The organism is Sulfurospirillum barnesii SES-3, assembly GCF_000265295.1.
GTDB classification, from domain to species: Bacteria; Campylobacterota; Campylobacteria; order Campylobacterales; family Sulfurospirillaceae; genus Sulfurospirillum; species Sulfurospirillum barnesii.
Genome location: NC_018002.1, coordinates 1,315,862 through 1,329,711, shown reverse-complemented (window position 1 = coordinate 1,329,711; position 13,850 = coordinate 1,315,862). Strand labels below are relative to the sequence as shown.

The 13,850-nt window shown below is 39.3% G+C and carries 13 protein-coding genes; 2 read left to right on the top strand and 11 right to left on the bottom strand.

The genetic code is table 11. The features are described from left to right. Positions 1-18: 18 nt before the first annotated feature. Complete coding sequence (locus SULBA_RS06755) at positions 19-2,766, bottom strand: autotransporter outer membrane beta-barrel domain-containing protein (RefSeq protein WP_014769531.1); 2,748 nt, start codon at positions 2,764-2,766, stop codon at positions 19-21. Between the two features lie 376 nt (positions 2,767-3,142). On the opposite strand from SULBA_RS06755, the gene SULBA_RS13290 reads away from it, so the two are divergent. After that, positions 3,143-5,158, top strand: coding sequence for a methyl-accepting chemotaxis protein (locus tag SULBA_RS13290; RefSeq protein ID WP_014769530.1), 2,016 nt, complete (start codon positions 3,143-3,145; stop codon positions 5,156-5,158). Positions 5,159-5,211: 53 nt separating this feature from the next. On the opposite strand, the gene cowN is transcribed toward SULBA_RS13290, so the two are convergent. Together cowN and SULBA_RS06740 are read right to left on the bottom strand one after the other, a co-directional pair. After that, a complete protein-coding gene (gene cowN / locus SULBA_RS06745; RefSeq protein WP_014769529.1) occupies positions 5,212-5,526 on the bottom strand; it encodes a N(2)-fixation sustaining protein CowN in 315 nt (104 codons plus the stop codon). 35 nt (positions 5,527-5,561) lie between these two features. Continuing rightward, entirely contained in the window at positions 5,562-5,873 is a 312-nt protein-coding gene (locus tag SULBA_RS06740; RefSeq protein WP_014769528.1) for a hypothetical protein, read from the bottom strand. Positions 5,874-5,999: 126 nt separating this feature from the next. Between SULBA_RS06740 and SULBA_RS06735 the strand changes: the two genes are divergently transcribed. Next, positions 6,000-6,212: a hypothetical protein gene (locus SULBA_RS06735; RefSeq protein WP_014769527.1), complete on the top strand. Its 213-nt coding sequence runs from the start codon at positions 6,000-6,002 to the stop codon at positions 6,210-6,212. A gap of 39 nt (positions 6,213-6,251) precedes the next feature. On the opposite strand, the gene SULBA_RS06730 is transcribed toward SULBA_RS06735, so the two are convergent. The 8 genes from SULBA_RS06730 to pnuC form a co-directional block, all read right to left on the bottom strand. Beyond that, positions 6,252-9,281 carry an efflux RND transporter permease subunit gene (locus SULBA_RS06730; RefSeq protein ID WP_014769526.1) on the bottom strand — a complete coding sequence of 1,010 codons (3,030 nt, stop codon included), beginning with the start codon at positions 9,279-9,281 and terminating at the stop codon, positions 6,252-6,254. A gap of 3 nt (positions 9,282-9,284) precedes the next feature. Beyond that, positions 9,285-9,983, bottom strand: coding sequence for an efflux RND transporter periplasmic adaptor subunit (locus tag SULBA_RS06725; protein WP_014769525.1), 699 nt, complete (start codon positions 9,981-9,983; stop codon positions 9,285-9,287). Then, entirely contained in the window at positions 9,980-10,846 is an 867-nt protein-coding gene (locus SULBA_RS06720) for a TolC family protein (RefSeq protein ID WP_041671822.1), read from the bottom strand. The genes SULBA_RS06725 and SULBA_RS06720 overlap by 4 nt, the downstream gene beginning before the upstream one ends. Continuing rightward, entirely contained in the window at positions 10,821-11,210 is a 390-nt protein-coding gene (locus SULBA_RS06715) for a TolC family protein (RefSeq protein ID WP_041671821.1), read from the bottom strand. The genes SULBA_RS06720 and SULBA_RS06715 overlap by 26 nt, the downstream gene beginning before the upstream one ends. Continuing rightward, complete coding sequence (locus tag SULBA_RS06710; RefSeq protein ID WP_014769524.1) at positions 11,207-11,821, bottom strand: TetR/AcrR family transcriptional regulator; 615 nt, start codon at positions 11,819-11,821, stop codon at positions 11,207-11,209. Before SULBA_RS06710 ends, SULBA_RS06715 begins: the two co-directional genes overlap by 4 nt. A 92-nt stretch (positions 11,822-11,913) precedes the next feature. Continuing rightward, positions 11,914-12,462, bottom strand: a complete 549-nt coding sequence (gene def / locus SULBA_RS06705) for a peptide deformylase (protein WP_014769523.1) — start codon at positions 12,460-12,462, stop codon at positions 11,914-11,916. Beyond that, a complete protein-coding gene (locus tag SULBA_RS06700) occupies positions 12,447-13,184 on the bottom strand; it encodes a choline/ethanolamine kinase family protein (protein WP_014769522.1) in 738 nt (245 codons plus the stop codon). The genes def and SULBA_RS06700 overlap by 16 nt, the downstream gene beginning before the upstream one ends. Continuing rightward, on the bottom strand, positions 13,181-13,783 hold the full coding sequence (gene pnuC, locus SULBA_RS06695; protein ID WP_014769521.1) for a nicotinamide riboside transporter PnuC: 603 nt from the start codon (positions 13,781-13,783) through the stop codon (positions 13,181-13,183). Before pnuC ends, SULBA_RS06700 begins: the two co-directional genes overlap by 4 nt. Between the last annotated feature and the right edge of the window lie 67 nt (positions 13,784-13,850).

Genomic DNA, 13,850 nt, shown 5'->3' with positions numbered 1-13,850 from the left:
AGAGTGACTCCCCTTCTATTAGAAACTAAAACGGTATCCAGCATTAATCTGCCTTTGGACAAATTTGTGACCAGTAGTATACGTGCCATCTAGGTATAAATTATGCTTTTTATTTAGTTGAGTTGCAATGCCGACTTGATTTTCCCATAAGTTTCCACGGAAAGTGTATGTTTCTAAATTACCATTCAAACGATAGCCTACATTACCGCTCATCTCCGTAACATAGCCAGTTTTATAATAGACATTTACGGGATTTTTAACTTCTTTAACTTCGTACCCAACTTTTACGCTAACACGCCCAAGAGTTGAATCATAGCCATCTAAATCAACCACTAAACCATTGTCTGCATGCGTTGAGGAACTGTTTTGATGTAAATAACTTAACTGCGCTTGTGGTTCAATGTAATAACCTGTTGTCGTATTTACCAAGTAAAAGCGTTTCCCAGCCTCAACGCTTAAACCATAACCATTACTCGAAGTACTCCCATGAATGTGATTATATTGAGAGTCTTGAACGTTGAACGTGTTTTTAATATGACTGTATTTCAATGCCATATCAACATAGAAATGATTTGATGCAATATAAGTTCCATAAAATCCAAAATGATGACCATTTACATTACCATTGCCTTGTTGATAGTTTGAATCAGCCTGTATGGTTCCACCCATCACACCTAAAAAAACATCTAAATCTGACATTTTCAAACGTCCATCTATACCAGTTTGAATGCCTGTGTAGCCCATATCAAAATCGCTTAATTTACCGCTTCCAAATGAACCAAACTTCCCAGTAAAGGTTCTAGCCCATACATTACCTTGGCTATTTTCAGTTTCACGAAGTTCTCCCATTCTTTGCAAGAGCGTTTGAGTTTCTGCATAGTTAATCATATAGCCAATATTGAGGAAGTTTGCTGAGGCATCAGCTGTGGATGTAATCGGCGGTGCTTTGCTAGAAGCATAGAGTTCCCAGTTTGTATCATTTTGATGAAGACTATAGAGGTATCCTCCTAGTTCCACTTCTCCTGTTCCTGCTCCTCTAAAAAGGTTGTTTTTTAAATCAAATGAAGCTAATCCGTCTTGTGTTTCTACAACCGTAATTACTTCATTGCCCGTAGTTGCAAGAGAGCCTCTATTTATTATTTGAATACTATGGTTACCAGTGCTACTACCTGTAACCACTAATTTATCCGAAAATTCATCGAGTATATTGGTACGCATAATAAAATTACCATTGCCACTTAAATCACCTACGGTAAGGATTGAACCCACTTTATCTTCTATAAAATCAACAGTGCTATGATTTAAGGTTAATTTACTAACCACAGAATCTTGGCTCATATTCCACAAGCTATCATCAAGTGACAAATTGGTTGTGGCACCAGATGAGACAAATGCCCCTCCATTCAACACTGACCCTTCAGTCATCCTCAGGTCAGTTGTGGCTCCATCCTGAGAATAAACGCCACCAGTAATATGCATCTTGCCAACACCAGAAATCAGATTGCCAGCCCCTGCAGAAACCATAGCAACGGCGTCTGATGAAGCCATTGTTATCGTTGTATCCCCTGTAAAATAAGCCTTGCCACCAGATGAATTCGCCACGACACCATACACGCCATCAGCGCCAGTCACTGTCGTGTTTACTGCATTAACCACACCGCCAGCAGCCCACACCGCATAAGCCGTATTGCCATTCCGATCAACAATAATGTCAGTATTTTCTAGATTCACTACTCCAGAAAGTTGTGCAGAAGCACCTGTGGAGCCACCCGAAAAAATGCTGTTTCTATTGGTTGGGGTACCATTAAAATGAGCAATAGCATTGGATCCATGTGCTATTAAACCACTACTTTTGTCTGCCCAAATATGGCTATCTGCACCAACCGTAGCCAAGCCACCACTACGAACTTCAAGCGCATTAGAATTATTTCCCATAGTAGTAATGCTTAGCGCATCAGCATTAAGTTTTCCAAACAAGAAAACACCCGTTGCATATGCTCCTTGGGTGGTTATGGTACTACCAGTACCTAAATCTACAAATGAATTTTGTTGTAAATCAATGCCATATGAAAGATTCCCTTGTGTTTCAAGAGTCAAATGAGTGGCTTCGAATTTTGCTGGACCATTAGCAGCATTTCCATTGGCACCAAAAATACGTAATGCTGTAGATTGACTACCATTTGTACTAATTAAGCTTCCAGAACCCAAATGTGCTTCTGTTCCTTCGTTATCAACATTAAGTCCAATATTCTGATTTCCTATTGTTTGAATCGTTAAAGCATCGGCAGTTAAGGTAGACGCTTTTGCAATATAGACACCTATAGCACTGGAACTTGTACTGGTGTTGTCGACTATAATTTTACTATCCGTCCCTAAATCTATTTGGGAATTTAAGCCTGAAACATACAATCCTTTAGTAGCAAAACCCTTAACATCAATGGTCAAATGATTTGCATTCAAAGTTGTATTTTTGCCATTCAAATAAATACCAGCAGACGCTGTGTTCCCACCATCAACACTAACTTTACTGCCTGAAGCAAGATTGATTTGAGCAGTTGTTGCAGAATTATTGTAAATACCAGTCAATATATTATTATACTTAGTATCAGCAGTGATTGTATCCCCATTAGCTAACGTAATGACACTATCATTGAGGCTACCATAATCTGTTGCTAATGCAGGAAGAGTGCTTAACCCTAATAAAAGAGCTGACGCCGTAATGCTGCTAGAGATATTTCTTTTTTGGGTATAGTATACTTTTTTCATAAGTAAAGCTTTCCTTAGATATTTTTTATGATTTATCATGATTGAGCGGTGAGATAATAATAGAAACTCAGGGCAAATCAGGGTGAAATAGGGTAGATAAGGTTGAAATGCTTTTAGGTAAGAGCAGAGTCAATTATCTGGTTTTGGATGAAATGTGTACCGCATAAGATAGTGAATTTAATTTTGAAAATTTTAGTTTTCAATAATTAAGTTTTGGGTGTTTCGTTGAGAGGCTCACCTGGATCGCTCAGTCATTTATGGTAGCACTTTGTGATTACTTTACATTAATTTTTTAAGATAGTTTATTTTTAAGATAATTTTTACATAGTGTGCGTTACTATCGGCTCACAATGCTCATAAAATTAAGGAAATGCCCATGTTTAGTTTTTTACGCTCCAATCATGGTAATGATACAAGCTCATTTTCATACCAATCACCTCATGCTTCAGATAATACTATTATGACATTAAATTTTCAAGAAAAGACCCTTGAAAGCGTTTGTTCAAATCTTCCTTTTTCCCCCAAAGTTGTTCTAGGTTTCATTTCTCCATCATTGGAGTTTGACAGTGTTGCTAAAAAACTTCAACAGGCATTTTCAAGTGAATGCACACTGATTCTTTCGACTACTGCAGGTGAATTATGCAGTTTACATGCTCAAAATCCCCTTCCCTCACTGTATTCAAGTGCCTCAGCAGGTGAAGGCGATAATATTGTACTGATGGTCTTTGCACCGTGCATGATTAGCGATGTTTTTGTCGCCTCTATTCCACTGAAGAGCGAAAACATGGGTGTTAGCACTCAAACGGAACATCAAAGAGTTGCTGCGATTGCTGAGGAAATTAAAAAAATCAATGTTCCCTTTAAAATGCGCTCAGATGATACATTAGGCTATACATTAATTGATGGTCTAAGTGCAAGTGAGAGTTTTTTTATGGAAGCTGTTTATCATGTGGCAAAATTTCCTTGTTTGCTTATTGGTGGAAGTGCGGGTGGTAAGCTTGATTTTCAAAATACTTATATTTATAATGGCAAACAGACGCTACGCCATCATGCGGTGGTGACCTTTATCAAACTAGCACCAGCGTATCGTTTTGGGGTTTTTAAAAGTCAAAACTTTCGAAAAACATCAACCTCTTTTACCGTTCTTGCTGCCAATCCCCTTTCTCGTACAATTAGTGCCTTTTTAGATCGAAAAAGTAATGTAGGAATTAGCATTATTGAAGCGTTAAGCAACCATTTTAAGTGCACGCCTCATGAACTTAATGCAAAACTTGCGAACTATACGTTTGGCATTGAAATTGATGGGGAAATTTATGTGCGCTCTATCGCATCCATTGATGTGGTGAATGATACGATTCATTTTTATTGCGATATTGAAGCAGGTGAAGAGCTTTTATTGCTTGAAAAAACCGATTTTGTGCAAACGACCAATCACGATTATGATGCGTTTAGCCGTAAAAAACCAAAACCAATTGGTGCTATTTTTAATGATTGTATTTTGAGGCGTTTATGCAACAGTGATGCGCTGGGTCGCCTTTCAACCTTTAAAGAGATTCCTGTGGCTGGCTTTTCAACCTTTGGTGAGCTTTTAGGGGTTAATATCAATCAAACGCTAACAGCTATCTTTTTTTATAAGCTCGATAATGAAGGTTTTGAAGATGACTATGTGGATAATTTTGTCCAAAAATATGCAGGATTTAAGAGTTATTTTTTACTGAGAAAAATCAACCGTCAAGCGATGATTAATACGATTAATAAAGCGATGTTAGGGCAAATGAAAGAGAGTATGCCTGTTCTTGAGAGCATTGGTACAACACTGACGCATGCGGTACAATCCATTGATGCGATTGAAACGCATTTGTGCAGTGTTGAAAAGGAGTTTGTACTTTTTGCTTCGCATATGGAACAAAGCAGTTCTCAAAATGCCAATTTATCCACAGAAGTGGATAATCTCGCCAATAATGTACGTGAAATTCGTATGGTTTTAAGCGTGATTGCTGATATTGCCGATCAAACCAATCTTTTAGCGCTCAATGCTGCCATTGAAGCGGCACGTGCGGGTGAACACGGTCGTGGTTTTGCCGTGGTTGCCGATGAAGTGCGAAAATTGGCTGAACGTACGCAAAAGAGCCTCTCTGAAACCAATATTTCCGTCAATACGATTATTCAAGCCGTAGAAAATATTAGTGGCACCATGAGTGGTGTTAGCGGTGGACTCATGGAAATTTCATCCAAAAGCAATGCCCTCTCAGAGGATATGGAAAGTTTAGCAGGAAAAAGCCATGTTATCTCTGCGGAACTTCGTTCTCAGTCTAAATTGACCGATGCGCTAAATAGCGAGCTTGGAAAACTCAGTGTTTATGAAAAAACGCTGGATATTCTCAATCATTAAAAAACCATAAGAGGGTATTTTACACCCTCTTCTTCTTTACATGTAACCCTAATTTAACAGCACTCAAGTTCAGCCTTTTCGATGCATGCGAGTCCTTTTTCAAAGTGATAGGTTTCAAAAAGAGCTGCAATGTAGAAGATATTAGAGCAAATATGGTACAAAATATCTTTGGAATCTTTTTTTGCAAAGACAGTTTTGTACTCTGTGGGAATAAAGCTTTCAAAACGAAGCCAAAAAGCATCTTTACTCTCAGGATACAGAGCAAAAAGTTCATACAGTGCATCTAAAACCACTACTGCATTTTCATAACAGTCAATATTTTGAAAACTAACATAACGGTCACGTTGCATCTCATTGTTGATTTCCACAAGAGACTCCTTTTTTAGAGAGTTCAATGCAGTTTTTATTCCTTTGTCGTTTTTTCCTCAAGGATTTGGGTGTATTTTTCGTGTAGTTCAATGTATTTTGCTAAAAGCTTGTGAAATTCTACTTCATAATCAATGGGGCTATGCTCCTGTGTATTAGAAGGCAAAACGTTAGATGAAGGGTGCGGTGGTGGGGTACTCTCATCCACAATAAACTCCTGTTCTTTTCCATCGACATTCTTTTTAATCATTTTAAGCTCTTTGGCATTGACACGTTTGATGACTGCAAAGGTACTCATTTTATGTTTTGTAGCGTATTGTTGGATGCTTAAGAGGGTGTGTGTTGACATGTGTTGTCTCCTTTTATAAAAACCTTATTTTACATGTAAAAGGTTTTACATGGCTTGAAGCAAGCATAAAGTACAATACCCCTCTTCAAAAAGATTCTCCAACGAATACAATAAAGGATTTAAATTATGGGTGGATTACTCAATAATAGTGTAAAAATGGAAAAAGGTTATAAGCTAGCAGGACTTGCCACCATGCAAAAACATACGGCTTTGCAAAAAGACAAAGAGGTGAAAGCAGGTGCTGTAAACTCTTCAAAAGCGCAGATGAGTGATGAAAAAAAAGCGAAAGCGAAAGCCAAAGCAAAGCAGTCTAAAAAAGATAGAAAACGCAACAAATAAACACGAAAGGGCATTTCTGCCCTTTACATGTAAAGATTCTTAGACGGTTCCTCTCTCATACCATTTTCTAAGCCACGCATCCATAGGATACATAAATTTATAAATCGCAGGGACAACCAAGAGAGTTAAAACGGTTGAACTGAGCAACCCTCCAATAATTGCAAGTGCCATAGGTGCGTTACTCTCATGCCCTGCCCCTGATCCAAACGCTAAAGGAATCATCGCTCCAATCATCGCAAAGGTTGTCATTAAAATAGGACGCAAACGTTTTTCGCCTGCTTCAAAGAGCGCATGATCAATATCTTTTCCTTCCTTAATCGCACGGTTAGCAAAGTCAACCACTAAAATGGCATTTTTGCCAACCATTCCTAGCAGTAAAATAATACCAATCATAACAAACAAGCTAAAAGAGTTTCCACTCAAATGCAAGGCAAGAATAACACCTGTAAAAGAAAGTGGCATCGAAATCATAATAATAAAAGGCTGAATGACAGACTCATAAAGGGCCGCTAAAATGAGGTAAATCAAAATAACCGCTAAAAGCACTGCCGCACCAAAGGCTTTGTTGGTGTCTTCTAAATTTTCAACATCGCCTGTGTAGCGAAATGCGTAGCCTTGCGGTAAGATTTTAGGCATAGCTTCATTGACCACTGCGACGATTTTGTCTAAGGAGGTATTGAAAATATTAGCAGTAACTAAGACCTTACGCTCTCTATCAAAACGGTTAATCGATGCAGTTCCTGTCCCCTCTTCTAGCTTAAGTAAACCCTCAAGCGTGACAAATTCACCCTCTGCGTTACGTACTTTGAGTTTTTTTAAATCTTCCAATGATTTTCGGTAATCATCTTTGTATCGAACGGTAATATCAAATTGGCGGCCGTTGTCTTCAAAGTAAGAAACCGCACTGTCGCTTGAATAAGCAGATGCCAACACAGAGGTGATTTCTTGCACGCTTACCCCTACTCTTTGGGCATTTTCACGCAAAATAGAGACTTTGATTTCGGGTTTGCCACTCTCATAATCCCTATCGACATCCACAATGCCCTCTGTTTGACGTAACACGTCCATTAACTTTAGAGAGACTTTATCCAGTTCATCAAGGCTATCACCTGTAATAACCACTTGCACAGGAGCCGATGTACCGCCTGTATCAAAATCATCCACTTTTTCAACCAAAATGGTCATATCCTTATACTCTTTGAGCTTTTCTCTGTAAAACTGAATAATCTGCTCTTGCGTACGTCCTTTTCTCTCTACCACGGGTTTGAGTTTAGCGTAGATTTTTCCTTTATGAATCTCTTCAGCGGCATTGTACCCGATAGATGCAATGGAATAAACAATATCTTTATCCTCTTTTAAAAGCGCATCAATGGGGGCTATTTTTGCTTTCATGGTCTCTAGGTTGATACCCACAGGTGCTTTGATGGTGATTTGAAGCTCGCTATTATCTTGCATCGGTAAAAAGTTCATACCTACACTTAATGATGTTGAGGCAATCAAAAGCGAAATGGTCGCAACAATCGTAAGCATTTTAAAACGCAACGTCCCCTTTAAGAGTGTTACGTAAGCTTTATCAATGGCTTTAAAAATGGGCTCTGTTGCATAGTAAAATTTGCTCTCCTTTGCACTTAAAACCCTAGCCCCCACGCTGGGGATAAACATAACCGCAACCAAATAAGAGATGACAATACCCGAAGCTACCGTCATGGCAAAAGAGTTAAAAAACATTCCTACGATACCATCCATAAAGGCTACGGGAATAAAAACGGCTAAAAGAACCGCAGAGATAGCCAAAATGGAAAAAGCTACCTCCTTAATACCTTCAAAAGAGGCTTGGAAAGGTTTTTGTCCCTCTTCCATTTTTTTCATAATGTTTTCAATAACAACAATCGCATCATCAATAAAAATACCAATGGCAAGGGTCAGACCAATCAATGTCAGTCGGTTCAAGTCGTAGCCTAGCGCATGAATAATCGCAAACGTCCCAATGACTGATGTAGGAATAGCAAGGGCAGAAACAAGGGTTGCCGTCACATTTCTAAGAAACGAAAAGACGATAATAATAGACAAAAATGCACCAAAAATAAGGTCAAAACGAACATTGTCAATGTTAATCATGATTTTTTCAGATTGGTCTTGCAAGACTTTAATTTCAAACTGATCGCCTGCTAAGTGTTGTAGTTTTGGAAGCGCTTTTTTGACACCATTAATAATATCTAAAGAGTTCTCACCCGCAATTTTTTTCACTTCCAGTGTCACACCTCGTTGACCATTGTAGGAAGAGTAACTTTTGGCATCGCTTAGCCCATCCACAATGCTAGCAACATCTTTAAGCTTCACGCCTGGTTTGACCAAAAGCTCACCCACCGCTTCCACACTTTTAGCATCACCTTCTGCTTTGATGATAATCTCTTGGCTCTGATTAATCATCTTTCCAGCACCCTGTTTGATATTTTGCTTTGCAATAATAGCGCTAATTTCAGAAGCACTAAGGGAGTATTTTGCGAGTAAAAAGGGATCGATAAAAATGCGAATTTCACGGTCTTGGTAGCCTACAATGTTAACCTCACCTACTCCCTTAATTCGTTGGAGTTGGGCTTTGAGCTTTTCATCGGCAAGGCGCATGAGGGCTTTGCTATCATCCCCTTTATCGGCAATAAAAAGGCTAATGACCGCTCCAGAAGCCCCTAGTTTTTTCACCACAGGTTTTTCCACTTCACTGGGAAGATCAATGGCGCCAATTTTATCTCTTACGTCGTTGGTTGCTTCATCAAGGTCTTTGGTGAGCTCAAACTGAATGGTGACCACACTAAATCCCTCATAACTGGTAGACATCAGTTTATCAATACCATCCACCCCTGATACAGCTTCTTCAATTTTATCGGTGACTTTGGTCTCCACGGTGGATGGGTCTGCGCCATTGTAGGTGGTTTGCACCGTGACAATAGGAAAATCCACATTGGGAAAAAGATTAATCGGCATGGTGTTATAGGACATTAATCCAAAGACAATAAAGGTTAAAACGCCCATCAATGTGGTGATGGGTCTGTTAATGGCTAATTTATACATAGGCTATTCCACACTAATGTTGCCATTACCAAACAGGCCTGGAAGAAGGTCTTTGGCTTTGACTTCGGCTTGCATTTCACGGGTACTTGAGAGAACAGTGGGGTAAATTTTGCTGATGAGCCCTTCATAGGTTTTATCACTTCCATCCACTTTATAAACAAATTTTTGCCCTACTTTGACACTTTGCCAGTACTTTTCATCAAATTTAAGAACCAGTTTGACATCGTGGGTGCTCTCAACGGTTAAAAGTTTGGTTTGAGAACCTAGCACAATGTTTCCCAGTTCGGTCATTTTTTTACTCACCACCAAATCATACGGTGCACGAAGCTCTGTCTTTTTGTAGATAATCTCTTTGCTTTGAGCGGTGAGTGCTTTTATATCTCTGTCATACAGATAATTATCCATCTTTTCTTTATCTATGACATCGGGGATTTTGGCATAGCGGTTGTAAACTTTTTGAGCATGCTCTGCATTTTTCTTAGCAATTTCATACTCATTTTTTTCCTCTGCATTGTACAAAGAAAGAAGCAAATCGCCTTTTTTGGCTTTGCTGCCAACCTCTACATGTAAACTTCCAACCACCCCTGAGATGGAGAGTCCTAACTCGGAGCTTTTTTCACTGACCACATCAAACGTGGCATAGACTTCCCCTGCAACAAGGGCTTGAAACATAAATAACGTGGCTAGAAAAACTTTTTTCATTGAATGGCTCCTTTGATCTCTTCGCCCATTTCATACAACAGGACGGCTTTTTGGTATTCCACTTCGTTTAAAGCGGTTTGAAGTTGTGCTTGTGCATCAAATTTTTCACTTAAGGCATCAAGGTAGGTGACATTGTTGACAATGCCTTGTTGAAATTTCTTTTTCACCAATTCATAGGTCATTTCAGAGGCACGCAGTTTGGCTTTATTGGCTTCAATTTTTGCTAAAGCGGTTTGATAACTGTTGTACGCACTTTGATAACTCGCTTTGGCTTTGTGCTTTTCATAGGCTAACTCACTACTTTTGGCAAGGTAGTTTTTTTGTGCGGCTTGCACACTAGCAGAGGTTGAGCCAAAGTCAAAGAGTTTCCATTGCATGGAAAGCACAATGGTATTTTGGTTCTCTTTGTCACTCTCCCATGCGTTATTGGCGTAGTCATTTTTAAAGCGTGAGTAGGTGTCTTCGATTTTGAAGGTTGGCAAATGGGCTGATTTGGCGATATTTGCCTCTTCTTGCGCACTTTTAACACTCTCTTCAAGGGCTAAAATATCAAAGCGTTGCTGCTCTTTTTGAGCGTCTTGAAACACAATGCTAGAGCCTTGTTTAATTTCCACACGCTCTGCTGTAAGGTATTCAAGTGTATTGGAGATATTGTTCAGGGTATTTTTTAAGGTCAGTATATCCACATTGGTCTGCTCAATACTCGAGATGATTTTTTGAAGTTCATCTTCTGTGACGGCACCCACACTAAAAAATTGTTCCAAACGGTGACGCTCTGCTAAGAGTTGCTCTTTTTTTTGCTGGGTTGATTCAAGGCTTGCTTGTGTACTTAAATAGTTAAAATAGGCATAAATAACATCCAATGAAACATTTGTTTTGTACCGATGAGAGCGAAAATGTTGCCGATTTTACTAAAGCATTTTGCTGAGAAAATTGTGCTTCTCTTTTGCCTCCATCATAAAGCGTAAAGGAGAGTGTGGCACTTCCTGTTCGACTTTTTTCAGGGGTAAACATGTTCTCTTCTTTGTTGTAGGTTTGATTGGCACCTAAACTAAGACTAGGTAAATAGCCACTTTTAACAGAATACGCTTTTTCTTGAGCTGATTCAAGTTGATAGCGAGACGATTGGACGTAGTGGTTTTTCTCTGCTAAGGTTAGGAGTTCACCTAAATTACCCGATGCAAAACCAAAAAGTGGAAACAGAAACATAAGGGGGAGTTTTTTCATGGTAACGACCTTGTGCATTGATTTAAAAGGAATGTAACGTGTTTAATAAGAAGGGTTTGTGCTTCATAAAAGCCCATATTTGAAGCTTTTGCACGCACCAATAAGCCTTTGAGCAGTAGCATAATACTGGTGGTAAGTAAGTCCACATCATCGATTAAAAACTCACCTTTTGCTACGCCCTCATGCAAACAACCTGAAATAAAGTCAAAATCTTCTTGGAAGAAGCTTTCAAAATAGGCACTATAAAGCCCTGTTTTATCAATGAGCATCGCACTAATAAAATGTTGGTAAAGCTTTAAGACTTGCTCTTTATTGCCCTCTTCTTCGCACTCGCTAAAATTGAAAAAGTCTAAAAGTTTCTCTTTAGCACGCATATGTTCTGTAATACGTTTGCCAAAAGCCTCGTGATGGCGCTGTGCGATCATATCCCAAATCGCAAAGATAATCTCTTCTTTGTTTTTAAAATAAAGATACACCGTGCCTTTTGCCACCCCTGCACTTTTAGCGATTTCATCCATGCTGGTTTGCTGGATACCTTTGTCGCAAAAGAGCTCAATGGACGCACGGGCAATATCACACCGTTTCTCTTCCTTGTCTATAATTCGTGCCATGCCTCTCCTTTAAATGACTGACGGTCATTCATTTTTGAAATAGTACATTTTTGAGGGAATTTTGTCAATAGAAATGGCGTTACATGTAAAGATTAAAATTGAGTGAGTGCTTCTTTTTCAGCCATGAGGCGTTGGTATTCTTTTTCCATAATAATATCATGTGTGCTCTCTACCCTGTCGATAAAGACTTTACCGATGAGATGGTCGTATTCGTGTTGAAAGAGACGTGCTAGAAAATCTTTGAAAACGACGTGTTGTTCTTTGGCCGTTCTATCAAAATAGACCACTTCTATCTCATTATAGCGTGGTACAAATCCACGAATTCCAGGAAGACTCAAACACCCCTCCCAGTCCTTAGTGTATTCCTCAGAAAAAGCGATGATGTGAGGGTTGATTAAGGCGGTTGGCTCCATGAGCGGAGCATACGGGTAGCGTGAATTTGGATACGATGCCATAATGAGTATACTTAAAGAATGCCCTACTTGAGGGGCTGCGATACCTACGCCTTTGGATTCTTTACATGTAAAGATCATAGCATCAATGAGTGCTTGAATTTCAGGGGCTAAAATGTCGCTGACTGGTTTTGCGACAAAGCGAATAACGGGACTTCCTAGTTGTGAAATTTCTAAGCGTTGGGACATGTTTTCTCCTTAAAATGTTCATCAAACCATGTTTCACACACAATATTATAGACTTTTTTGTAAAGGTCTAATTTTTTAAGGTCGTATTTTTCTTTACATGTAAAGTAGGTGCGTAAAAAAAGATGAATCTCTTTTTTGGTGAGGTTGAATTCTACGCAAATACTTGCCAAATCAAAATACCTATCGTTGATGCGAGCGTATTCCCAGTCAATGAATGTAATGTTGTGTTGATGAAAGAGAATATTTTTAGGGTTTAAATCATGGTGGCAGAGTACATAATCTTTGCGCAGCATGTGCAGTTTTTTAAAGAGAAGAAATGCTCTTTTTTGAAGAGGCTTTTTGTACGCTTTGCTCATATCGTAAGGTTTTTGCTGGTAAGCAATGCTATGCAGTGTGCGTAGGGTTCGAGCAAGGTTTTGTAGCTCTTTTTGTGTAAGTGTGCTGTGGTGAACCCCCTCTGCAAAGCGTGCAATCATAAGGTTGTTAAGACGGTCTAAAAGCAGTGGCTTTTGAGCAATGCCTTTTGCAAAAGCTTTTTTGGCTATTTTAAACTCATGCTTTCTCTCTAGGGCATGGTGCCCAAAAACCCGCACAAGGTAACTTTGTTGGGTGCTCATAAGGCAGTAATTGGTGTTATTGTAGCCTTGATTTTCTAAGCGTGTGAGGTGCACTAAGGTTTCATTGCTAAAGCACGCATAGGTACGTAAAAAATCAATGGTCATGAAACTCTTTTATCTTTTTTCCATTGGTAAAAGCCAAAGGTTGCCAAAACGGTGTAGAGAAAAAATAAAACAGCCGTGAGGTAAAAGGCTTTTTCTATGTAAATGTAGATAGAAACAGCGTCAATCACGATCCAATAGAGCCAATTTTCAAGAATTTTTTGTGCTAGCATATAGGTGGTAAACACGGCAAAAATGGTGGTTGCCGAATCTAAATAGGCAAAATCTGCTCGTGTATACGTCGCCATAAGATAGCCAAATAGAAGCGATACGCACACAAGCATACCAATAATTTTCAAATGTTTAACCACGCCCCAAGAACTCACCTCACGCTCTTCATTTTCCCTTTTCCCATGCTTCCATGCGTACCAACCATACACCGCCATGATGAGGTAGTAGGCATTGAGCGCTGAGTCCATGAGCAAGGAGGCATCAAAGAACAGAATCGCATAAATCAGCGTACTTAAAAATGCCGCGGGCCAGCACCAAAGGCTTTGGCGCATTGCCAAAAAGAGATAAGAAAGCGATAAAAATACGGCTAAGCCTTCCCATGCTGAAGTGCTCATAATAGCCTCGTAAACGCCCTCTAAAAATTCACGCATGTGATTCCTTAAAAATGTCATTGTCTGGAGTTTTTATAAAGCGAGCATTATGCCTGATTTTCTCAAA

Excerpts from the sequence above, each read along its gene's own strand:
- SULBA_RS06755 (WP_014769531.1), bottom strand. The coding sequence starts at position 2,766 with ATGAAAAAAGTATACTATACCCAAAAAAGAAATATCTCTAGCAGCATT.
- SULBA_RS13290 (WP_014769530.1), top strand. The coding sequence starts at position 3,143 with ATGTTTAGTTTTTTACGCTCCAATCATGGTAATGATACAAGCTCATTT.
- SULBA_RS06740 (WP_014769528.1), bottom strand. The coding sequence starts at position 5,873 with ATGTCAACACACACCCTCTTAAGCATCCAACAATACGCTACAAAACAT.
- SULBA_RS06735 (WP_014769527.1), top strand. The coding sequence starts at position 6,000 with ATGGGTGGATTACTCAATAATAGTGTAAAAATGGAAAAAGGTTATAAG.
- SULBA_RS06730 (WP_014769526.1), bottom strand. The coding sequence starts at position 9,281 with ATGTATAAATTAGCCATTAACAGACCCATCACCACATTGATGGGCGTT.
- SULBA_RS06725 (WP_014769525.1), bottom strand. The coding sequence starts at position 9,983 with ATGAAAAAAGTTTTTCTAGCCACGTTATTTATGTTTCAAGCCCTTGTT.
- SULBA_RS06715 (WP_041671821.1), bottom strand. The coding sequence starts at position 11,210 with ATGAAAAAACTCCCCCTTATGTTTCTGTTTCCACTTTTTGGTTTTGCA.
- SULBA_RS06710 (WP_014769524.1), bottom strand. The coding sequence starts at position 11,821 with ATGGCACGAATTATAGACAAGGAAGAGAAACGGTGTGATATTGCCCGT.
- def (WP_014769523.1), bottom strand. The coding sequence starts at position 12,462 with ATGTCCCAACGCTTAGAAATTTCACAACTAGGAAGTCCCGTTATTCGC.
- SULBA_RS06700 (WP_014769522.1), bottom strand. The coding sequence starts at position 13,184 with ATGACCATTGATTTTTTACGTACCTATGCGTGCTTTAGCAATGAAACC.
- pnuC (WP_014769521.1), bottom strand. The coding sequence starts at position 13,783 with ATGCGTGAATTTTTAGAGGGCGTTTACGAGGCTATTATGAGCACTTCA.